Raw genomic sequence first — 23413 nt, forward strand, 5'->3', positions numbered from 1 at the left:
AATCCACATTTTTATGCGTGTAACGCTCTTCCATCTACAGCAAGTGCAGCTTCACCAATCGCCTCAGATAATGATGGATGCGGATGAATTGTATGTGCTACTTCCCAAGGTGTTGCATCAAGTACTCTTGCAAGACCAGCTTCAGAAATCATATCTGTTACATGTGGTCCGATCATATGAACACCGAGAATGTCATTTGTTTCTTCATCAACTACAAGTTTTACAAAACCGTCTGATTCTCCGTATACAAGTGCCTTTCCGATTGCACGGAATGAGAACTTACCGACTTTTAACTTATAGCCTTTTTCTTTTGCTTCTCGTTCTGTTAAGCCGACAGAAGCAACTTCTGGACTACTATATACGCATTTTGATACCATAGAATAATCAATTGGTGTAACTTCTTTACCAGCGATATGTTCTACTGCAACAATTCCTTCATGAGAAGCAACGTGAGCAAGTTGCAAACCACCGATTACATCTCCAATTGCGTAAATATGAGATTCCTTCGTTTGATAAAACTCATTTGTTTGAATGTATCCTTTTTCCACAACAATATCTGTGTTCTCTAAGCCCATATTTTGCGTATTCGCTTGTCTTCCGACAGATACAAGCATTTTTTCTGCTTTAAATGCTTTGTTCTCACCGTTATGTTCAGCTTGAATTGTTACTCCATTATCTTTTACCAATGTTTCTGGTAATACTTTTGCACCAGTTACCACTTTAATACCTTTTTTCTTGAATAGACGTTGCATTTCTTTTGAAACGTCATTATCTTCTAGTGGTAATATGTTTTTCGCATATTCTAATACAGTAACTTCTACACCGAAGTCAGCAAGCATAGATGCCCACTCAATACCAATTACACCGCCACCAACGATAATGATTGAGCTAGGAAGCGTTTCCATTTTTAGGGCATGATCCGAAGACATTACATACTCTCCGTCTAACTCTAATCCTGGTAATGAATTTGGACGAGAACCTGTTGCAACAAGCACATTTTTTGGAATTAACATTTCATTCTCTTCTCCACTTGCAAGTTCAACTGAAATTGTACCTGGCATTGGAGAGAAAATAGATGGGCCAAGAATACGGCCAATACCTTCAAACACATCAATTTTACCTTGTTTCATTAAATGCTGAACGCCTTTATGAAGCTGCGTTACAATCTTCTCTTTACGCTCTTGTACTTTAGCAAAGTTTAGTTCTACATTACTTGCAATAACTCCGAACTCTTCTCCTTTTTTAGCAGTTGCGTATACTTCCGCACTACGTAAAAGAGCTTTACTAGGAATACATCCTTTGTGTAAACAAGTACCACCAAGATTTTCTTTTTCAACAAGTGCAGTTTTTAACCCTAGTTGTGATGCACGAATAGCAGCAACATATCCACCAGTACCGCCGCCAACGATGACTAAATCATATTCTCTTGCCATTATCTCAACCCCTAGCTACTGTTTGTTTTTCTCGTACAATATATTCTTTTGGAGCTTCTTCTTCACGTAATACACGAAGTGCTCCTTCTGCTAACGCTTGTAATTCATCTTCTCCTGGATGTACGATAACATCTGCAATCCAGTGAACACGTTCTTTTATTTCATCGACAAGAATTTTACTGTACGCAAGTCCACCAGTTAATACGATTGCATCGATTTTCCCGTGAAGTACAGCACTAGCTCCGCCAATCTCTTTTGCAACTTGATACGCCATTGCTTTATAAATAAGAGTTGCTTCAGGATCACCTTTTTCAACCATTTGTTCTACTTTAATTGCATCGTTTGTACCTATAAGACTTACAAGTCCACCTTGTCCGACAAGTTTTTTAACCATTTCGTCTCGGTAATACTCACCAGAAAAACACATTTCAACTAATTGTCCTACTGGTACTGTACCAGCACGCTCTGGACTAAATGGTCCTTCTCCGTTTAAGCCATTATTCACATCGATAACTTTTCCTTTTTTATGAGCACCAACTGTAATACCGCCGCCCATATGTGTAACTAATAAATTTAAATCCTCATATTTGTGATTTAATTCATCTGCCACTTTACGAGCAACTGCTTTTTGATTTAATGCATGGAAGATACTTTTGCGTTCCATACCAGCAATACCACTTATACGAGCAATTGGCTCCATCTCATCTACAACGACAGGATCCACAATGAATGCAGGAATGTTTAATCCAGAAGCAATTTCATATGCTAAAATGCCTCCAAGGTTTGAAGCGTGATGACCGCTAAACCCATTTTTTAAATCTTCTAACATCGCATCGTTTACTGTATACGTACCGCCTTCGATTGGACGAAGTAATCCACCACGCCCACAAACAGCGTTTAATTTTGAAATGTTAATGCCATGAGAATGTAGAACTTCTAAAATCGTTTCTTTACGAAACTCATATTGGTCGATAATTCGCTTATATTTTCCAATCTGTTCTACGTCATGACGAATAGTTTCTTCTAGAACGGGTCTTTCATTATCAAAAACACCAATCTTTGTGGATGTACTACCTGGGTTAATAACAAGAATTCGATTTACAGACAATGTTGCTACCTCCACTAATAAATTTAAAAGGAAGTGGAAACCTCATAAGAGGTAACCACACCTTTTGTAAAAGTTATATATGAATGATTAGCGACGGCTAATAATGTCGTGACCGTTGCGTAAGTATGTGCTACGAGAGTTTTTCAAGCTTGCAATGCGCTCTTCAGCTAGACGATCTGCTGCTACATAAGTTGCTATGCCATCGCGTTTTGAAATTTCGATTACTTTTGCAATTGTGTCATAAATAGACTCAACACGTTTTAATGCACGTTCTCTATTGTATCCATATAATTCGTCTGCTACGTTAATTACGCCACCTGCATTAATAACATAGTCTGGTGCGTATACAATACCCATTTCATGAATAAGGTCGCCATGACGATCTTCTTTTAATTGGTTATTTGCAGAACCAGCGATTACTTTTGCTTTAAGTTGTGGAATAGTTTCATCATTAACTGTTGCGCCTAATGCACATGGTGCGTAAATATCACATTCAACACCGTAAATTTCATTTGGCTCAACTGCTGTTGCACCGAATTCTTCTACTGCACGTTGTACAGCTTCTTTATTAATATCTGTAACGATTAATTTTGCTCCTTCAGCGTGTAAATGTTTGCATAGGTGATATGCTACATTACCAACACCTTGAATAGAAATTACTCTTCCTTCTAGGTTATCTGTACCAAATGCTTCTTTTGCAGCTGCTTTCATACCACGGTAAACACCGTATGCAGTTACTGGAGATGGGTTACCAGAAGAACCGAATGATGGTGAAATCCCTGTTACAAAATCAGTTTCCTCATGGATAATATCCATATCATCTACTGTTGTACCAACATCTTCAGCTGTAATGTAACGTCCGTTTAGTCCTTGAATGTAGCGTCCTAATGCACGGAACATCGCTTCGCTTTTATCTTTACGTGGATCACCGATAATTACTGTTTTTGCACCACCTAAATTTAAACCAGCTGCTGCATTTTTGTATGTCATCCCTTTTGCAAGACGCAATGCATCTTCAATCGCCGCTTCTTCAGAATCATATGTCCACATTCTTGTTCCACCAAGAGCTGGTCCAAGTGTTGTATCATGGATTGCAATGATTGCTTTTAAACCAGATTCTTTATCTTGACAAAATACCACTTGCTCATAATCATATTTTTCTAAGTATTCGAAGATTTCTAATGTCATTGTCGTTTCCCCCTAATTGTTTTACCCTATTTGGTTTATTTTGAAGCAGTCGCAACTGCCAATGCTAATGAATATACTTTTGTTTCTGCTGAATCAGCACGTGATGTTAAAACAATCGGTGCTTTAGCGCCAGCAACCATCGCTCCTACCTTTGCATTTGCAAAATAGACGAGTGATTTATATAGCACATTTCCAGCTTCAATCGTTGGGACGAGTAAAATGTCTGCCTTACCTGCTACATCACTTACTATGCCTTTATGTTCTGCTGCAATTTGTGATACTGCATTATCTAAAGCAAGTGGTCCATCAACGACACAATTTTTAATTTGTCCGCGGCGATTCATTTGAGTTAACATCGCTGCATCAATTGTCGCTTGCATCGCAGGATTAACAACCTCTACCGCTGCAATTGGCGCTACCTTTGGCAAATCAATTCCTATTGCCTGGGCAACTTCTACAGTATTTTGTATAATAGCAGCTTTTTGTGTTACATCAGGTGCAATGTTCATCGCTGCGTCTGTAACAAAAATAAGACGATCGTAATTTGGAACTTCAAACGCTGCAACATGTGAAAGCACACTGCCCTTACGAAGTCCCCACTCTTTATTTAATACAGCTTTCAAAATATTTGCTGTTGGGATGTTCCCCTTCATTAGCACATCTGCTTCGCCATTGCTTACAGATTTAACAGAAAGTTCTGCAGCCTCAGCACTTGACGCTGCTGCAATCACTTCAATATGTTCTGAAGTTTGTAACCCATGCTCTTGTAGCATCCCTATTATTTTCTCTTGATTTCCATATAGACGAAATTGAGCTAGCTGTAACTTGATTGCTTTCGCTACAGCTTCAATTACTTCATGATCTTCAGCTACTGCTACAGCCACAGTTTTTTTAGGCTGTCCTGCTGCTTGATCAATTAAGTGTTCTAACTTCATATTTTGTAATCAACCCTTTCCGTCGTCCCTCGTCTATTCATTAAGCAAATACCGTGCCAACTTTCAAAAGTGGTCTTACCAATAATGAAAACGCATTCAAAATGCAGTGAAATCAATACTTTGGAAAACGACGAAATATTCTGTCTCGTTTTGTCGCTTTTTGTATACCACGCAATAAATTGCACGGTACGCAATTTATTGCATGCTATTTTTTGCACAGTCATACTTTTCTAGCTTGTAATATAAGTTTCGAACTGAAATTCCTAACGCTTTTGCAGTCTTCGTTTTGTTCCCATCAAATTTCTCTAAATATTCACGGATAATATTCCCCTCAAATTCTGTCACTAGGTGTTCAAGGGCCTTCTCTTCTAATTCAGGTAATAAATTATTTCGTTTCGTCTCTACTTGTTCTTCTTTATGTAAAGGCGGTAAATGATGTACATCAATATATATTTCGTTATAATTCATAAAGATAATAGCTCGTCCTAAAATATTTTCAAGTTCCCTAACATTCCCTGGCCATTCATATGATTGTAAATACGAAACGGCTGAATCGGTGAGTCCTTCTACATTACGACCATAATCTTGATTAATTTTTTGAATTAACCTTTCTGCAATCGCCGGTATATCTCCTTTACGCTGACGAAGGGAAGGAATTTGAATCGGGATTTTATTTAAACGATAATATAAGTCCTCTCTGAACTCTCCTTCTAGAATGCCCTTTTCTAAATTCACATGTGTTGCTGCAATTACCCGGACATTAATAGGTATCGCTTTCGTTCCCCCTACTTTCACAATTTCTTTTTCTTGTAGCACACGAAGGAGCTTCGCTTGCGTATTTGCAGATAACTCTCCGATTTCATCTAAAAAAACACTTCCATTATTCGCTTCTTCAAAGAATCCTCGTTTCCCGCCTCTTTTCGCTCCAGAAAACGCGCCTTCCTCATAACCGAATAATTCACTTTCTAATAAGGTCTCAGAAATAGCAGCACAGTTTACTCGTACAAACTTATTGTATTTTCGATTACTACTGTTATGAATAGCGTGTGCAAATAACTCTTTCCCCGTACCAGATTCCCCTCTAAGCAATACTGTTGCTGGTGTATTCGCTCCAAGTTTTGCTTGTTCAATAGCTGCCGTCGTTTCATCTGAATCACCAACAATATCATCAAATGAATATTTTGCTTCTAACGTTCGAATAATTTGTCTTGCCCTATTCAATTCATTTGTTAACTTTTGAATTTCTGATACATCGCGAATTACCCCGACGCTCCCTTTCAATATCCCATCGACAATAACCGGTGCTACGTTTACAATTACATCTCGCTTTTTTTGCCCAATCTTCATATGTATTCCTCGGACCGCTCGGCGCGTCCGAAGTACTTTCATATGCATACTTTCACCTTCCACAATATCAGTTGTAGCCGGCTTCCCAATAATTTCTTCTTCAGTCAAACCCGTTAACTTCGTATAAGCAGGGTTTATAACTAGTCCTCTTCCTTTCTCATCAACAACCGAAATTGCTTCCTCAGATGAGTTAATAATCGCCTCAAGTAGCGTTTGAATTTCTTTTAAGTCTGTAACTTCTTCCGCTAAATCTACAACTTCTGTAATGTCTTTAAAAATCGCAAATGCCCCTTGAACCTCTCCACCTTCTTTTAATATCGGAATACGCGTTGTAATAATCTTTTTTTCATTCTCTAACGTCAGTTCATGATTCACTTCTATTTTTTTCGTGCGTATAATACGAAGCAACTTACTCGTTGGAATAACTTCTAAAATATATTTCCCTATTGCTTCCTCTTTTTTATATCCAGTAATACGCTCTGCGCTTTTATTAAACAGACGAACTTGTCCCTCTTGGTCTATAACAATCATACCGTCATGCGTTGAATTTAAAATTAAATTCCCTTGTTGCGTCTGTTCTTCTAGCTTTCCAATTAAGCTTTCCTTCTCATGCGCTAGTCTCGTAACAATTTTTGCAATATCCCCTGGTATAAGAAGGGTGTCTTTATGCTTGCTTCCCAATAAAACTTTATGTAAATCATAATCACCTGTCATATCAAACATTACATCAATATGCATAGAAAGAAACGGAGTTACACTATCACCAATCGGAGTCCCATATTCCTTTGCGATTTGTAATCCTTTCGCAATTGGATTACTATCAATAACTCCTATAATTTGAAATATATTCGAATTTTGCAACAGACTCAACAGTGTACTCCCACCTTCACCTGCTCCAACAATTAACACATTTTGTTTCATACATTACACTTCCTCTCGAAGTATCTCTGCAAAATTTTTCACATTCTTATCTTACTCGTTCAGCAACCTCTTGACAAACCCCCATTCCATATAACATCATTAAAATACACAAAATAATCTGAAAAGGAGCGTTATGTATGCAGCGTTACCTCGCTCTATTATTAGCACTCATCCCCATTTCATTAGCCGTGCTTGGTATTAAACTAATGAGAGATACTGTATTTGGGATTTTGTTCTCCCCAATCCCTATATTATGGTTACAATTTTTAATCGGCGCTCTTTGCTTCGCACTCGGGTTTTATATCTTCGGCGGCTTCGTCTTACACAGAGATCGTAAGAGAAATAAAGTACAAGCACGCTTCAGAAGATAAAACAAAGTTTTCACATATCATAAATAAAAAATGAGACCATTATATTAGGTCTCATTTTTTTATCGGTAATAAAGTTCTTGCTGTTTCAGGATAATCAGTAATAATCGCTGATATATTCATATCAAAATATTTACGCATAAGCGTTTCTTCATTTATCGTGTAAGGACGAACCTCCACACCACTTCCCATCGTTAATTCAGCGATAGCATCTTGAAGATAACGATAATTCGGATGTACTGCAGTAGCACCCATCTTTTTTGCATATGCCCACGGGCTATGCAAACCTTCACGATACAAAATAGCTGTTTGAATATCAGGAGCCATCATATGACATCGCTTCATACTGTAGTGATTAAAAGAAGAAAACACAATCCGATCCTCTAGACTAAACTTACGTACAAGTGTTATAACCTCTTCTTCTAAACCTCTGTATGGGATTTTATTATTTTTCAGTTCAATATTGAGTAGCAATTTCGTTTTTGCGAGCCATTCTAACACCTCTTCTAGAAGAGGTATTCTGCAAAAACCTACTTTGTCACCGAATTTATAACTCGCATCCAACTTACATAAATCCTCATATAAATAATTTCGAACCGCACCTTTTCCATTTGTTGTCCGATCCACCGTTTCATCATGAATAACAACAACTTTTCCATCTTTCGTGAATTGAACATCGAGTTCAATTCCGTCTGCCCCGAAAGCCTCCGCCGCTTCAAATGAAATCATTGTATTTTCCGGATACGTTCCCGCCGCACCACGATGCGCAAATATAAGAGTCATCCTCACTCCCCCAATCTTATGCTATACTATACGAAAAAGGAGGTACTTCTATGAGACCATTACAAATTTCTCCAGACACTGCAGTCCGCCTATCAAAAGCGTTAGGTGTTCCACTTGAACAACTTATGCATATGCCACAGCATATTTTAATCCAAAAGTTAGTTGAATTAGAAAAACAAAATAAAGACGAAGAATAATATAGTCCTGTTTTGCAGGGCTTTTTATTATCATCTATTATATCATGGATGACTTCCCCACTAAAATCCTTTAACAGATGTACTACGATGCGATTTAGCCTTCACTTCATCATTTAATAATGAATTATATATCTTCTTTTTTGTTACAAGTCATACAGAAAGCAGAATATTTATTCACAAGTCACCATTGCCCCCTTAAAGCAAGGTAATAAAAAAACTAGAAGCCCTTCATATTATTTTTTATTGAACGTGCGGAGTATCCCCTGATTCGTATAGTTCTTTCGCTTTTTCCTCCCCGAATGTAGTTAAAATATAATGTTGCTCTTCTACCGCATCCATCGCTCTAGTGGCTTTACAAACATTACCCTCTTGAGCATCCGAGAAAAAATTGTGATCTTCTACAATTTTACTAAAATCTTTTTTCGCCCATCTATCAGCAATTGCTACAAGCTCATTTTTCTTCGCAAAACTACTCTTATTTATGATTTTTTTTAATTTTTCAGCGTTATTTTGAATCATTGGGATGGATCCCGATTTTCGTTCTGCCACTACTTTTTGATGAGTCATGTGATACATCGCTGTAATGACTTCGCTTTCAGTAGAATTTTCAGTAACATACACATCAACAAATACTCCATCTACCTCTCTACCTACTATCGTTGGGTCTTCTTTTTTATCTATTTGAGCACTCACTTCTTTATCTACTGGATTATCGGCAAGCTCTAACATTCCAAATGTAACTGCAACAGCAAGAACTCCCATAGCTGCTACTATTCCTAGCCAAGTTAATATTTTGTTTTTCATTTCCCTTCTCCCTCTGTATACCTATTTAATTACCTTAAAAAACTCACTTATATGTAATATTACTAAAAACAGGTTTTATTTTCCATAATATCAAACAACCCTTTTTATCTACCCAAATAATTTTGATAAAATCGATATCACTTCTCCCTCTTTTTCTCAACAAAATAAAAAGACCAACGAATTCTAAAATTCATTGGTCATTAAATAAAAGTTTATTGGTTTTAAAATTGATATCGAGTATAAATTTCAAGAATTATTAAGCTCTACTAAAACTTAAATCCCTTACTACTCTTCCTCTCAGCTAGCCTTATGTTCAAGTCTTAGCTTATCCGCAACCATTGCGATGAACTCGGAATTCGTAGGTTTTGCTTTTGACATGGATACAGTATAACCAAATAAGGACGAAATAGAATCAATATTCCCACGGCTCCAAGCTACTTCAATTGCGTGACGGATTGCGCGCTCGACACGGCTTGCTGTTGTATTATATTTCTTTGCAATATCTGGATATAATACTTTCGTAATAGATCCTAGTAATTCGATATCATTGTACACCATAGAGATTGCTTCTCGTAAGTACATGTATCCTTTAATATGAGCGGGTACACCAATTTCATGAATGATACTTGTAATACTCGCATCTAAGTTTTTCGGTTTTCCATCGATCGTTGTTGCTGATCGGAAAGATGGTAATGGACGTTTAATAGTAGCACTTTCCTTACCACTAACTTGACGAATATGACTTGTTAAATTCTCCATATCAAATGGTTTTAATATGAAATATGATGCTCCTAAATCAACCGCTTTTTTCGTCACATCTTCTTGTCCGAATGCTGTCAACATAATAACGCTAGGTTGTCTTAATCTTTCAATATGTCGCATTTTCTCTAGCACAGCTAGACCATCTAAATGTGGCATAATAATGTCTAAAACGAGTATATCAGGCTGCTTTTCTTTCAATAAGTTTAAACATTCTTGACCATTGTAAGCAATTCCGATAACTTCCATATCATCTTGGGCAGCAACATAACTCTCTAGCATCGATACCAATTCTTTATTATCATCCACAAGACATACTTTAATTTTCTCCACAGTTTTTCCTCCCTTACCGAATCGATTCTTCCGACATGTGTAAGCTTCTAGGCTACATGAATTGTTCGACAATTGTGTGAAAATTCCCTTTAAAGTTTCTTACTTTCCGATAAAATCACAAAAAAATATGTTTATCGTTCATTTTTTTACTTTCGCAACACATTCCATCATAGAATTACAGCGAAACGTTCAACCCTTTGCTTATATCTTACAACAAAAAACAGCTCTTGCGGAGCTTTTACAAAATTTCAACGAATTTTTCAAAAGAAAAGCGAGCTAATATGTATTAGCTCGCTTTTTTCTCTTGATCATAAATATTAATTCCAGCCTCATGTAACATCCATTCAATATGAACACCGTATCCTGACGTTGGATCATTTACAAATACATGTGTAACCGCACCAATTACTTTCCCATTTTGTACAATCGGACTTCCACTCATTCCTTGTACAATACCACCCGTTTTTGCTAGTAAACGTTTATCTGTCACTTTTATAACCATACCTTTTGTAGCCGGGAACTTTTGTGGTACCGTACTAACAACTTCAATATCAAACGCTTCCACCTTATCTTGATCAATAACTGTTAATATTTTCGCTGGCCCTTCTTTTACTTGATGGGATAATGCGATAGGCATTGCTTTATCCATTATGCCGTTTGTCATATCTGTGTTTAATTTCCCAAAAATACCATACGGGCTATTTATTGTAATATTACCAATCACTTCACGATCCGGTGAAAATCTTGCTAATTTTTCTCCCGGGTTCCCGTGACTTCCTCTTTCAATAGACGTTACTGTCGAACGCATAATTTGTCCATCTTCTACTTGAATTGGCTTTTTTGTATCATTATCGGAAATTACATGACCAAGCGCTCCATATTTCATGGAATCTGGATGTACAAATGTCATCGTTCCGATACCAGCTGCTGAATCACGAATATACAGTCCAATTCGGTAAGAGGATTCACCATTGTCTTTTTGTGGTGTTAGCTTAGCACGAATATATTTTCCATCTCTTAATAAAACAAGATTAAGCGGTTCACCTGTTTCTCCACTATTATGAATAAATGGTGCTACATCACTCATTCTTTCAATTGTTTTACCATTGATTTCAGTAATCATATCTCCAATCTGTACACCAGCTGTTTCACCAGGAGATACTTTACCCTTTTCAGTTTGAATTAAATGATGGCCTACAACAAGTACACCTTTTGTGTTCAATTTTACACCAATCGATTGTCCACCTGGAATAACTTTAAAATCTTTTAATACTTTCACATTTACTTTTTTCACTGGAAATCCAGCAAGTTGAAACACCATATCAGCTTCACCATTTTGGTGAGAATTTACCATAAGTTCTTGTTCATTTGAACTTACAGTAAACACATTACGATTTGTAGATGCAGCCTTAAAAACTGGTAATGATGCTATTTCTGATTGTTGTCCTTCAAAAACAACAAGTTGCTTCGGAGATGAAATAAACGTTCGAAGCGGTTTAAAACATCCAATAAAAACTAGAGAAACAAGGAGACAAAGACCTATTATTTTTCGAAATCTTTCTAATTTCAATTTGTTCACTCTCCTCGCTCCTACCCCACATTCAGCCTCTTGGCTTCACTTTTTAATCTCTCCTTGCAGCGCTTTATTTATAACCGGAAGAATTAAGAAATCGTCATTTGAGAAAAAAAAGCTATCCATTACTGGATAGCCTCTGCTGTCTGTTTGAAATGATGCGCTTGCGTAAGTAACTCTTTCGCATGCTCTGTCGTTAAATCTGTAATTTCAACACCAGAAATCATTCGAGCAATTTCTGTTACTTTTTCATCCGTACTTAACACAGTAACCGATGTGATCGTACGATCATTCGCCACTTGTTTTCTAATAAATAAATGAGAGTCCGCCATTGAAGCTACTTGAGGTAAGTGCGTAATACAAAGTACTTGCGAGTTTACTGATACACGATAAATTTTTTCCGCAATAGCCTGTGCAACCCGACCACTCACACCCGTATCCACTTCATCAAAAATAACAGATGCAACACCTTGATGCTTAGAAAAAATGCTTTTTAAAGCTAAAATAATACGAGATAACTCTCCGCCAGAAGCGACCTTTGAAAGTGGCTTTAACGGTTCACCCGGATTCGTTGAAATATAAAATTCCACATGATCGTAGCCATCCGCCGTAAGTTTTACCGGTGTTCCTTCCACGAGAGGTTCTTCTACATTTCCTACCCTCTTCATAATTCTCACTTCAAATTTCGTTTTTTCCATATATAGTTCTTTTAATTCTTGATGAATAGCGCTTGTAAGATGATCTGCAAGCTCATGACGCATAGTACTTAACAACGTTGCTTCTTTTACAATAACACCTTCTAATTTCGTTAACTGCTTTCTCGTCGTTTCAATATGTACGTCTTTATTTTCAATCGTAAAAATTTCTTGTTCAATTTTATCAGCATACGCTAAAATCTCTTCTACAGTATTTCCATACTTTCTCTTTAACATACGGATTTCATTCAAACGTGTTTCAATTTCATCTAGACGTTTCGGATCATATTCCATCATATCTAATTTTTCTCTAAGCTGGTATGCAACTTCTTCTAATAAGTAATAACTATTCGCAATAGAATCATGATTTTCTTGATACGCTTCATCTAAGTGCGTAATACTCTCCATTTGTCCCATTGCATTTCTTACGTGATCCAATCCCTGTCCGTCTCCACTTAACGAACGATACGCATCTCCTAATGCTTTATAAATCTTTTCAAAATTGGAGATTTTTAATCGTTCCTCAGTCAATTCATATTCTTCATCCATTTTTAAATCCGCCTTACGAATTTCTTCATGTTGGAATTGAATTAAATCTAGACGATGGGCCATTTGTTGTTCATTTTCACTTAAAGATTTCAGCTGTTTTTTTAACTTCTCATAGTCTGTATATACATTTTGATATATGCCCAATTGTTTAACAATGCGATTTCCATCAAAATGATCAAGCATAAACATATGACGCTCTTCATTCATTAAATCTTGTGTTTCATGCTGCCCATGAATATCAACTAGCGTTTTTCCAATCTCTTTTAATATGCTGAGTGTAACAAGTTTCCCATTTACACGACAGACACTTTTTCCGTTCGCAGCGATGTCACGCTTCAAAATAATCATGCCATCTTCTATTTCTATATCTAACTCTTCTGCCTTTGCGATACATGGATGTTTGTCATCTTCTACATAGAATAAGCCTTCTATCTCAGCCTTTTCTGTTCCATATCGAACAAATTCTGCTGAACCACGGCCACCAACAAGCAAACTAATTGCATCAATAATAATGGATTTTCCAGCTCCTGTTTCACCACTTAAAACGGTTAAACCTTTTTGAAAAGAAATATTTAATGCCTCAATAATAGCAAAGTTTCTGATTGATAATTCCGATAACAATGCCCCATTCACCTCGTTATAAACTAATCCCCTATTAAGGGCTTTTCTCAGTATTCTTCATTCAAATAGTTATACTATATGTTTGTATGTATAAATTACTCTTCTAACCCGCTCCATTGTACCAAACATTCGTTTTACGGGTCAATCCACCTATTTTCTAACTTCATTCAAAAAAAATAATGTATTGTATTTGAAAATCCGTATTTTTCGCCAATAAAAATATCTTGTTTACTTTCCACTTTACAGAGGAAAGTAAACAAGATTTTTCTGTTAAAGCATATTTAAGAAACGATCAGAGACAACACCTGTATCTTCAGGTGTACGGCAAATAATTAAGCAAGTATCATCACCACAAATGGTTCCGACGATCTCATCCCATTCTAAATGATCAATGAGTGCCCCAAGTGAATGAGCGTTACCAGGCAATGTTTTTAGCACAAGCATATGTCCTGCCGTGTCTAATTTTACAAATGAATCCACTAGATTTCGTTTTAATTTTTGCAACGGATTAAATCGTTGATCTGCTGGCAAGCTATATTTATAGCGGCCATCATGTAATGGCACCTTCACTAAGTGCAGTTCTTTAATATCGCGCGATACTGTTGCTTGCGTTACATTAAACCCCACATTACGTAAAATATCAACTAGTTCATCTTGTGTTTCAATTTCTTTGTTAGCAATAATTTCCCTGATTTTAATATGGCGCTGACCTTTATTCATACATTTGCACCTCACACTATCTCTTACCATAGTTTAAACATTGGTATACTTCATTTATTTATGTTACCGTATAATCCATTACTTGTACACAATTGTTTTTACAATCATTATACGATTACAACAAAAAGAGGAACAACATATGTTATTCCCCTTTCCCTTTTTGTTTTAGAACATCATGTGCTTCTGTAACAACTTGCTCAATAGAAACCGGAGAATGATTTTCGCCATTCTCACGCTCACCGTGCCACTTTAGATGAATTAAAAATTCAATATTTCCATCCCCGCCTGTAATTGGTGAGAATGTTAAACCTTCGATATTATAGCCTTCCTTAAGAGCAAAATCGACAATCATTTCCACGACAGCTTCATGTACTTTTCTATCACGAACAATGCCTTTTTTCCCGACTTGTTCTCGTCCAGCTTCAAACTGAGGTTTAATCAATGCAGCTACATCACCATTTGGCATAAGCATTGTTTTTAAAACCGGCAATATAAGCCTTAATGATATAAATGAAACATCAATACTTGCAAACTGCGGTAAACCACGCTCTAAATCTGCCGGTGTCACGTAACGGAAGTTCGTTCGTTCCATCACAACAACACGCTCATCTTGACGCAATTTCCACGCAAGTTGATTATATCCTACATCTAATGCGTAGGATAACTTCGCCCCATTTTGAAGCGCACAGTCTGTAAAACCACCAGTTGATGAACCAATATCTATCATAACCTTATCTTGTAAATCAAGTTGAAATGTTTCTAATGCCTTTTCAAGCTTATAACCACCACGGCTTACATACGGCATGACTTGCCCTTTCACCGTAATCTCCGTATCTTGTGAGATTTTTTCCCCTGGCTTATCGAGTCTCATTTCATTCGCATATACAAGACCTGCCATAACAGCACGTTTAGCCTTCTCACGCGTTTCTATAAGTCCTCGCTCTACTAATAGTACATCTACTCTTTCTTTTTTTACGCTCATTTGTTACGCCCTTTTTTGTTTTGATGGAATCATTGTATGAATACGGTCTACAACAGCATCTGTTGTTAAACCAATTTCTTCTAACAGTTTTGTTACACTACCATGCTCTATGAAGCGATCAGGAATACCCATTCGTTCAATTAAAGCACTATGGTATCCGTTCTCAGAAGCAAATTCAACTACTCCCGTTCCAAAGCCACCGATTAAACAAGCCTCTTCAATCGTTAAAATCGGTATATTTTTCCCTAAAAGCTCATGTAAATATGCTTCGTCCATCGGCTTAATAAAGCGAGCATTCACTACTTTCACTGATACTCCAGCTTGTTCAAGACGCTCAGCTGCTTCCATTGCCATCGGGATTGTCGTACCAAACGTTAAAATTGCTGCTTGTGTGCCTTCTTTTAACGTTTCCCATGTACCGATTGGAATTGCCTTTAATTCTTCATCCATTTGAACGCCAAGTCCATTTCCGCGTGCATAACGTAAAGCAATCGGTCCATCTTCGTATTGCATCGCTGTATATACTAAATGTTGACCTTCATTTTCATCTTTCGGCATCATAAGCACCATATTCGGCAAGTGACGTAAAAACGCGATGTCAAATACACCTTGATGCGTTTCACCGTCTGCTCCTACTAATCCAGAGCGATCTATTCCAATGAAAACATTTAAATTTTGGCGACAAATATCATGAACAACTTGGTCGTATGCTCTTTGTAAAAATGTTGAATAAATTGCTAAGAACGGCTTCATCCCTTGTGTTGCCATACCAGCTGCCATTGTTGTAGCATGCTGCTCTGCAATACCTACATCAATCATGCGATCCGGAAATTCTTTTTGGAATTTCTCAAGTTTCGATCCAACAGGCATTGCAGGCGTAATTGCAACGATACGTTCATCCGTTCTCGCTAGCTTAAGCACTGTTTCACTAACAACAGCACTCCATGCTGGTGCAACTTCTTTCGGTTTAACGAAGTCACCTGACTCAATTTTATACGATCCTGTTCCATGCCAAGTTCCAATAACGTCACTTTCAGCTGGTTTATAACCTTTTCCTTTTTTCGTAATAACATGAACAAGTACTGGGCCTTTTGTTTTCTTTGCATATTGCAACGTTTCGAATAACTTTTCATAATCATGCCCATCGACCGGACCTAAATATGTAAAGCCTAATTCTTCAAAAAAGACGCCTGATACTAGTAAATATTTTAGACTATCTTTTATTTTCTCTGCTGTCGCAGCAACTTTCCCGCCGACTGCTGGGATTTTCTTCAATATATACTCTAGTTCATCTTTTACCCAATGGTACTTCCCTGCGGTACGTAAACGACCAAGTACATTATGAAGTGCACCGACGTTTGGTGCAATTGACATTTCATTGTCATTCAAAATAACAATCATGTCCGTTTTTTCATGCCCAATGTGGTTCAATGCCTCTAAAGCCATTCCGCCTGTTAATGCACCATCGCCAATGATTGGTATAACGTATTCTTCCGTTTTCTTTAAATCACGTGCTAGAGCCATTCCCATTGCAGCAGATAACGACGTTGAACTATGACCAGTTTCCCAAACATCATGCTCACTCTCGCAGCGTTTTGGAAAACCACATAGACCTTGGTATTGCCTTAATGTGCCGAATTCTTTCGCACGCCCTGTTAAAATTTTATGTACATAGGATTGATGTCCTACGTCCCATAAAAACTTATCTTTCGGACTATCAAATAATTTATGCAGAGCAATTGTGAGTTCTACTACACCTAAATTAGGTGCAATATGTCCACCTGTTTGAGAGAGCTCTTCAATTAAAAACTTACGAATATCCTCACTCAACCCCTCTAGTTCACTGATAGACATATCTTTCAAAAAACTAGGGTTTTGAATTTGCGTTAGATCCACATGGATCACTCACTTTCATTTCATAATCTGTCAACATGTCAAATATTATAAGAAACATTTACACAACACAAGAAATTATCTTTTCTATTCTTTTTATCTTGTCCTGCTTTCAGAAAACACTTCCATTTTTTCACTTATCATATTATACATCATATTTCTTTACGTGATGAAAAAAATAGCCGCTAACACGAAGTGATAACGGCAATGTAATCTACATATATTTTTGCCAATAACAAGAAAAGAAAAACCTTTCCTACATTTATATCATAAAATGATGAATGACTCAACAAATGGAAACGCTGTTATATTAGTTATTACGTTTTGCGATTAAATCACAAATAGATAGTAAATATTCATCTTGTAATTGTAAGGAGCTAATAGAATCTTTTGCTTTTGCAATTTTCTCCTCTAAAATAGATTTTGCTCTATCTACAGTAAATAACGTCGTATATGTGCTCTTCTCGTTGGAAGCATCACTACCAATCGGTTTTCCAATCTCTTCTTCTGTTCCTTCTACATCCAAAATATCATCTCTAATTTGGAAAGCTAGACCGATATATTTCGCAAATGCAAGTAACTTCTCTTCTTGCTCTTCTGTAGCATCAGAAAGTATCGCGCCTGCAAGTACAGCAAACTCAAGCAGTTTACCTGTCTTATGATTATGAATGTACTCTAATTCATTAATTGTAAGTCGTTTTCCTTCAGCTTCCATATCTGCCACTTGTCCAGCAACCATTCCTTCAGGTCCTGCTGCTTTCGCAAGCTCAAGTACAAGTCTTACTTTTTTTTCAGCAGAGATTTCTTTTTGCCCATATGCCATAATAACTTGAAAAGCATATGTCAACAAACCATCTCCCGCTAAAACTGCCATTGCTTCACCAAATACTTTATGATTTGTAGGCTTTCCTCGTCTTAGATCATCATCATCCATACAAGGTAAATCATCATGAATTAACGAATATGTATGAATCATTTCAAGGGCACAAGCTGCACCCACTCCAAGATTTCTTTCTTTCCCAAACGCTTGTAACGTTGCAAATAAAAGTAACGGGCGGAGACGTTTCCCACCCGCTTCCAAAGAATATGCCATCGCTTCACGAAGCACATTTGGACATTGTAATTCATTTGCATAGCTTACAAGCTTTTCTTCTACGAAAGTTTTACTCTCTTTCAAAAAAGCATCAAAAGCTATATGTGTCACTATGCTTCATCTCCTAAAGCAGTAAACGGTTTAAGCTCTCCATCTTCCCCAAGGATAACTGCCATTTGTTCTTGTACATCTTTCAATTTCTCATCACAAAGCTTAGATAATTCCATGCCTTCCTTAAAATAAGAAATTGCTTCCTCTAAAGGTACATCACCTTGTTCAAGCTTAGAAACGAGATGCTCAAGCTGCGAAATTGCTTCTTCAAAGCTTAACTTATTTTCCATTATTCAATTCACGCTCCTCTATGCTTGATACGCTACAATCTAGTATTCCATCTTGTAATTGAACCGAAACAGCATCTCCAAGGCTAACATCTTTCACGCTTTTTAATACTTGTTTCTCTTCATCGTATACAAGCCCATACCCTCTCATCATTACTTTAAGCGGGCTTAATACCTCAAGCTTTTGAGCCGCTCTCACAAATACGAACTCCTTCGTTTGAAGTAATGTTTGCATTTCACGTTGCAACTGCTTTTGCAACGTTTCAATTGCCGTTTTCGTTTGTATAATTTTTTGAGATGGGTGGTGCTTTTCTAAATAAAATGAAAGTTGCTTTAATTGATTTACTTTTTTATCTATATAACGCTCTTTCGCTAAAACAAGTTGTTCAAGAGCCCTGTCTAACTGCTCTTCTTTTTGCTCGTACACTTGCCTTGGATAACGGAACGCATAAGATTTTTGTAACACTTGCAGTTTTTCTTCTTTTTTATGTACTCTCTCTCTCATTGCTCTTTGCAATCTCAGAGTTCTTTGTAATACCTTTTCTTGTAACTCTATAGTATTAGGTACCGCCAACTCAGCTGCTGCAGTCGGTGTTGGTGCACGTAAATCCGCGACAAAATCTGCGATTGTAAAATCTGTTTCATGTCCTACAGCCGAAATAATCGGAATCTCACTTGTGAAAATTTCTCTTGCAACTACTTCCTCATTAAAGGCCCATAATTCTTCAATAGAGCCTCCACCACGTCCAACAATTAAAACATCAATATCTCCCATTTCATTCGCTGTACGAATTGCTTGTACAATCGAGGGAGCTGCTGACTCCCCTTGTACAAGTACAGGAAACACAATAACATTTCCAATTGGATAACGACGTTTAATTGTTGTTATAATATCGCGAATTGCTGCTCCTGTTGGCGACGTGATTACACCTATTGTTTTAGCATACGGAGGAATTATTTTTTTATAAACTTGAGAAAACAAGCCCTCTTCCTCTAAACGAACTTTTAATTGCTCATAAGCTAAATGCAAGTTTCCAATTCCGTCAGGCTGCATGTCTTGAATATAAATTTGATAAGAACCACTCGCCTCGTAAACAGAAATCTTTCCTTTTACAAGTACTTTCATTCCATTTTCCGGCCTGAATTTAATGTTACGATTATGACCCGCAAACATAACCGCTGCAATTCTTGCATTTTCATCTTTCAATGTAAAATACATATGACCACGACTATGATATTTAAAGTTGGAAATTTCTCCTTTTAACCAAACAGACTGTAAATGCGGATCATACTCTATTTTTGTTTTAATATAGCGTGTTAATGCTGTAACGGTTAAATATTGTTTCTCCATTTCTCTCTCCTCATAGCCGATTCAAATTATTGACAAACAACACCTGCACGCTTTGCAGACTCCACAGTGTTGTGAAGAAGCATTGTAATAGTCATTGGGCCGACTCCTTTTGGCACAGGCGTAATGTAACCTGCAACGTCTAATACATTGTCAAAATCAACATCACCACAAAGTTTGCCTGTTTCTAAACGGTTAACACCAACATCAATTACAACCGCACCCTCTTTAATATAGTCAGCTGTTACCATTTTCGGTCGTCCAACGGCTACGATTAAAATATCAGCTAACTTCGATAATTCTTTTATATTTTGCGTCTTAGAATGACAATATGTGACAGTTGCATTTTCATTTAAAAACAGTTGCCCCACTGGTTTACCAACAATATTACTTCTTCCAATTACAACAACATGCTTTCCAGAAATATCAAGATTCGTTTCTTTTACTAATTCTAAAATGCCATGCGGTGTACATGGAAGGAATGTGTCTTGTCCCGTCATCATACGTCCTACGCTGATTGGGTGAAATCCATCTACATCCTTTTCCGGTGAAATTCTTTCAATGATAGCTTTTTCTTCAATATGTTTTGGTAAAGGTAATTGTACCAATATGCCATTAATGCGGTCGTCTCCATTTAAGCGATCGATTTCAGCAAGCAAACGCTCCTCAGTAATCGTTTCAGGAAGTTCAATTAGCTCTGAATAGATTCCTACTTGCTCACAGCCTTTTTCTTTTCCTTTTACATAAGAACGAGATGCTGGATCTTCTCCAACTAAAATAACTGCTAATCCTGGTACAATCCCTTGCTCTTTTAACTTCACAACTTTTTCTTTTAATTGTGCTCGTTTTTTCTCCGCAACTTCATTTCCTTTGATGATTACTGCTACCATTTTAAGTTTCCCCCTTAAAGAAATTACAGTGTATCTTTTATATTAGATAAAACGCCGTTAATAAAACGACGAGATTCCTCATCCCCAAATGTTTTTGCGATTTCAATTGCTTCGTTAATTGTTACATTGTGCGGAATTTCTTCCATGTATTTCATCTCACACACAGCTACACGTAAAATACTGCGATCAACAATACTAATACGCTCAAGCTTCCACTTTTTTAAATTTTGACGAATTGCTGCGTCAATCTCTTCTTTGTTGTCTACAAATCCTACAACAAGTGATTCTAGAAACTCATTTGTTTCTTCGCCTTCATCTAGCGTATTTTCCACCGCTACTTTCGGTTCTAATTCACCTGTAATATCCATTTGGTATAATGCTTGCATTGCTCTTTCTCTAGCCGTCCTACGTTTCATTGTAACTCTCCTTTATACTTCAAGTCTTTCCTTATGTTTTGTTATATTATTATAATTTATAAGCCGTCAATTCACTTACTCTTGCAGTTTTCATTGATTTTCCAACCTTATAATACAATGATAATAACACAATTTATCGTTTCACACACGGGGTACAAGGCTGAAAAATAATAAAAAGATTAACTTCAAGTTCCATATCTTATCACAATGTACGTTTTTTGGAAAAATGAAACATACCGTTTTATTTTTCTTTTTTTTTGAAATAGTATAATAATTAGAGGGTTTTAATTTGTGAAGAAATGAAACGATAAAAAAGATGCCTATTTTACTAGGCACCTTTTTCCACTCTTACACTGGTTCGATTTCTGTTTTTTGTGTTTCGAATGTTACGCCAACGATGTGAACGTTCACTTCTTTTGGCTCAAGTCCTGTCATTGTAAAGAGTGCTTGGCGAATATTGTCTTGAATTTTTTGTGCAACAACCGGAATCGCTACACCAAAATACATCACAACATAAAGGTCAACAATAATATCTTCGTTTGCTAATTCAACCTTTACACCTTTACCATGATTTTTCTTACCTAACTTCTCAACAACATCTGTAGCAAAATTACCACGCATTGCCGCTACACCTTCTACTTCAGCAGCTGCAATACCTGCAATTACTTCGATTACTTCTGGTGCAATTTCTACTTTTCCAAGAGTTGTATCTTGACCCATATCTAACATATGTTCAGCCATGAAAAAAACCTCCTTTAATGTATCACTGCGTCACAAGTTCATGCTCTTCCAAAAATTTCGTGTTAAACTCACCTTTTACAAAATCAGGATGCTCTAGCAATTGCAAATGGAACGGGATTGTTGTATGTACGCCTTCAATGACAAACTCACTGAGCGCTCGCTTCATTTTTGCAATTGCCTCTTCACGTGTTTTTCCGTGAACAATTAATTTAGCAACCATCGAATCATAGAAAGGTGGTATTGAATATCCCGGATATACGGCTGAATCGACGCGAATACCAAATCCGCCTGGTGGTAAGTACATTTCTACTTTACCTGGAGATGGCATAAATTTTTTGGCAGGGTTTTCCGCATTAATTCGACATTCCATTGCCCAACCATTAAATTGTACTTCTTCTTGCTGTAACGATAACTTTTCTCCAGAAGCAACAAGAATTTGTTCTTTAATTAAATCCATCCCTGTTACCATTTCAGTAACTGGATGTTCAACTTGGATTCTCGTATTCATCTCCATGAAATAAAAGCTTTTCGTTTTATATTCATAAATAAACTCAACCGTACCAGCACCTGTATAATCAACCGCTACCGCCGCTTTAACTGCCGCCTCACCCATTTGCTTGCGAATATTCTCATCAAGTGCAGGTGATGGACTTTCTTCTAATAGTTTTTGCAGACGGCGCTGAATTGTACAATCACGCTCTCCTAAATGAATGGCATTTCCATGTGTATCTGCCATTATTTGAATCTCAACATGGCGGAAATCTTCAACGTACTTCTCCAAGTATACACCAGGGTTCCCAAAAGCGGTACTGGCTTCTTGCTGTGTAATTTGAATTCCTTTTACAAGCTCTTCTTCATGGCGCGCAACACGAATACCTTTTCCGCCGCCACCTGCAGTCGCTTTAATGATAACTGGATATCCAAGTTGATTAGCAAGCTCGATCGCTTCTTCGCTATTTTTAATAATCCCTTGTGAACCTGGTACAATCGGAACCCCTGCTTCTTTCATTGTATCACGTGCAACGTCTTTTGTGCCCATCTTTGAAATGGCTTCTGGGCTTGGACCGATAAAAATCAAGTTACACTCACGGCATAATTCTGCAAAATCTGCATTCTCTGCTAAAAATCCATATCCCGGATGAATTGCATCACAACCTGTTAATTTCGCAACACTAATAATGTTCGTCAAATTTAAATAGCTTTCTTTTGAAATCGTTGGTCCAACACAATACGCTTCATCTGCAATTTGCACATGAAGTGACTCTTTGTCTGCTTCTGAATAAATTGCAACTGTTTCAATATCCATTTCTTTACAAGCACGAATAATTCGTACAGCAATTTCCCCACGATTGGCTATTAATACTTTTTTTATCATCAC

The 23413-nt window shown here is 37.1% G+C and carries 22 protein-coding genes; 2 read left to right on the plus strand and 20 right to left on the minus strand.

Features of this window, described 5'->3' with window-relative positions; translation table 11 throughout:
* Nucleotides 1-11: 11 nt before the first annotated feature.
* The 5 genes from lpdA to MR066_RS10710 all read right to left on the minus strand — a co-directional run bounded on the left by lpdA (nt 12) and on the right by MR066_RS10710 (nt 6932).
* Nucleotides 12-1433: a dihydrolipoyl dehydrogenase gene (gene lpdA / locus MR066_RS10690; protein WP_002111728.1), complete on the minus strand. Its 1422-nt coding sequence runs from the start codon at nt 1431-1433 to the stop codon at nt 12-14.
* A gap of 4 nt (nt 1434-1437) precedes the next feature.
* Nucleotides 1438-2541 (minus strand): butyrate kinase, encoded by a 1104-nt coding sequence (buk, locus tag MR066_RS10695; RefSeq protein ID WP_002088555.1) that lies wholly within the window; start codon nt 2539-2541, stop codon nt 1438-1440.
* Nucleotides 2542-2628: 87 nt separating this feature from the next.
* A complete protein-coding gene (locus tag MR066_RS10700) occupies nt 2629-3729 on the minus strand; it encodes a leucine dehydrogenase (protein WP_002015088.1) in 1101 nt (366 codons plus the stop codon).
* Nucleotides 3730-3764: 35 nt separating this feature from the next.
* On the minus strand, nt 3765-4664 hold the full coding sequence (gene yqiS / locus MR066_RS10705) for a phosphate butyryltransferase (protein ID WP_242247105.1): 900 nt from the start codon (nt 4662-4664) through the stop codon (nt 3765-3767).
* A 195-nt stretch (nt 4665-4859) separates the two neighbouring features.
* A complete protein-coding gene (locus tag MR066_RS10710; RefSeq protein ID WP_242247107.1) occupies nt 4860-6932 on the minus strand; it encodes a sigma-54 interaction domain-containing protein in 2073 nt (690 codons plus the stop codon).
* A 137-nt stretch (nt 6933-7069) separates the two neighbouring features.
* Here MR066_RS10710 and MR066_RS10715 point away from each other — a divergent pair, with 137 nt between their 5' ends.
* Nucleotides 7070-7303, plus strand: a complete 234-nt coding sequence (locus tag MR066_RS10715) for a DUF2627 domain-containing protein (protein WP_001190193.1) — start codon at nt 7070-7072, stop codon at nt 7301-7303.
* A 51-nt stretch (nt 7304-7354) separates the two neighbouring features.
* Here MR066_RS10715 and MR066_RS10720 read toward each other — a convergent pair whose 3' ends face one another.
* Nucleotides 7355-8083 carry a glycerophosphodiester phosphodiesterase gene (locus tag MR066_RS10720; protein WP_242247118.1) on the minus strand — a complete coding sequence of 243 codons (729 nt, stop codon included), beginning with the start codon at nt 8081-8083 and terminating at the stop codon, nt 7355-7357.
* Between the two features lie 50 nt (nt 8084-8133).
* Between MR066_RS10720 and MR066_RS10725 the strand changes: the two genes are divergently transcribed.
* Nucleotides 8134-8280: a YycC family protein gene (locus tag MR066_RS10725; RefSeq protein WP_001247671.1), complete on the plus strand. Its 147-nt coding sequence runs from the start codon at nt 8134-8136 to the stop codon at nt 8278-8280.
* A 240-nt stretch (nt 8281-8520) separates the two neighbouring features.
* Here the strand turns inward: MR066_RS10725 and MR066_RS10730 are convergent, their stop codons facing one another.
* The 14 genes from MR066_RS10730 to accC form a co-directional block, all read right to left on the minus strand.
* On the minus strand, nt 8521-9084 hold the full coding sequence (locus tag MR066_RS10730; protein WP_002033955.1) for a PRK06770 family protein: 564 nt from the start codon (nt 9082-9084) through the stop codon (nt 8521-8523).
* A 297-nt stretch (nt 9085-9381) separates the two neighbouring features.
* Nucleotides 9382-10176: a sporulation transcription factor Spo0A gene (spo0A, locus tag MR066_RS10735; protein ID WP_002015081.1), complete on the minus strand. Its 795-nt coding sequence runs from the start codon at nt 10174-10176 to the stop codon at nt 9382-9384.
* 286 nt (nt 10177-10462) lie between these two features.
* Complete coding sequence (gene spoIVB / locus MR066_RS10740; protein ID WP_002015079.1) at nt 10463-11755, minus strand: SpoIVB peptidase; 1293 nt, start codon at nt 11753-11755, stop codon at nt 10463-10465.
* Nucleotides 11756-11874: 119 nt separating this feature from the next.
* Nucleotides 11875-13614 carry a DNA repair protein RecN gene (gene recN / locus MR066_RS10745; protein WP_002088564.1) on the minus strand — a complete coding sequence of 580 codons (1740 nt, stop codon included), beginning with the start codon at nt 13612-13614 and terminating at the stop codon, nt 11875-11877.
* Nucleotides 13615-13884: 270 nt separating this feature from the next.
* On the minus strand, nt 13885-14334 hold the full coding sequence (gene argR / locus MR066_RS10750; RefSeq protein WP_002015076.1) for an arginine repressor ArgR: 450 nt from the start codon (nt 14332-14334) through the stop codon (nt 13885-13887).
* A gap of 142 nt (nt 14335-14476) precedes the next feature.
* Complete coding sequence (locus MR066_RS10755) at nt 14477-15316, minus strand: TlyA family RNA methyltransferase (RefSeq protein ID WP_002015074.1); 840 nt, start codon at nt 15314-15316, stop codon at nt 14477-14479.
* A gap of 3 nt (nt 15317-15319) precedes the next feature.
* Complete coding sequence (gene dxs, locus MR066_RS10760; protein ID WP_002088566.1) at nt 15320-17212, minus strand: 1-deoxy-D-xylulose-5-phosphate synthase; 1893 nt, start codon at nt 17210-17212, stop codon at nt 15320-15322.
* Nucleotides 17213-17519: 307 nt separating this feature from the next.
* Nucleotides 17520-18413 (minus strand): (2E,6E)-farnesyl diphosphate synthase, encoded by an 894-nt coding sequence (ispA, locus tag MR066_RS10765; protein WP_061674771.1) that lies wholly within the window; start codon nt 18411-18413, stop codon nt 17520-17522.
* Nucleotides 18413-18643, minus strand: coding sequence for an exodeoxyribonuclease VII small subunit (xseB, locus tag MR066_RS10770; protein ID WP_000428422.1), 231 nt, complete (start codon nt 18641-18643; stop codon nt 18413-18415). Before xseB ends, ispA begins: the two co-directional genes overlap by 1 nt.
* Nucleotides 18633-19991 carry an exodeoxyribonuclease VII large subunit gene (gene xseA, locus MR066_RS10775; protein ID WP_002015068.1) on the minus strand — a complete coding sequence of 453 codons (1359 nt, stop codon included), beginning with the start codon at nt 19989-19991 and terminating at the stop codon, nt 18633-18635. The genes xseB and xseA overlap by 11 nt, the downstream gene beginning before the upstream one ends.
* 26 nt (nt 19992-20017) lie before the next feature.
* Nucleotides 20018-20878 (minus strand): bifunctional methylenetetrahydrofolate dehydrogenase/methenyltetrahydrofolate cyclohydrolase FolD, encoded by an 861-nt coding sequence (gene folD, locus MR066_RS10780; RefSeq protein ID WP_002067081.1) that lies wholly within the window; start codon nt 20876-20878, stop codon nt 20018-20020.
* 23 nt (nt 20879-20901) lie between these two features.
* On the minus strand, nt 20902-21294 hold the full coding sequence (gene nusB / locus MR066_RS10785) for a N utilization substance protein NusB (protein ID WP_002067080.1): 393 nt from the start codon (nt 21292-21294) through the stop codon (nt 20902-20904).
* A gap of 348 nt (nt 21295-21642) precedes the next feature.
* On the minus strand, nt 21643-22035 hold the full coding sequence (locus tag MR066_RS10790) for an Asp23/Gls24 family envelope stress response protein (RefSeq protein ID WP_000807630.1): 393 nt from the start codon (nt 22033-22035) through the stop codon (nt 21643-21645).
* Nucleotides 22036-22057: 22 nt separating this feature from the next.
* Nucleotides 22058-23410 (minus strand): acetyl-CoA carboxylase biotin carboxylase subunit, encoded by a 1353-nt coding sequence (gene accC, locus MR066_RS10795; protein ID WP_242247126.1) that lies wholly within the window; start codon nt 23408-23410, stop codon nt 22058-22060.
* Between the last annotated feature and the right edge of the window lie 3 nt (nt 23411-23413).

The sequence above is a fragment of the Bacillus cereus group sp. BfR-BA-01523 genome (genome assembly GCF_022662615.1).
In the GTDB taxonomy this organism is placed as follows: domain Bacteria; phylum Bacillota; class Bacilli; order Bacillales; family Bacillaceae_G; genus Bacillus_A; species Bacillus_A mycoides.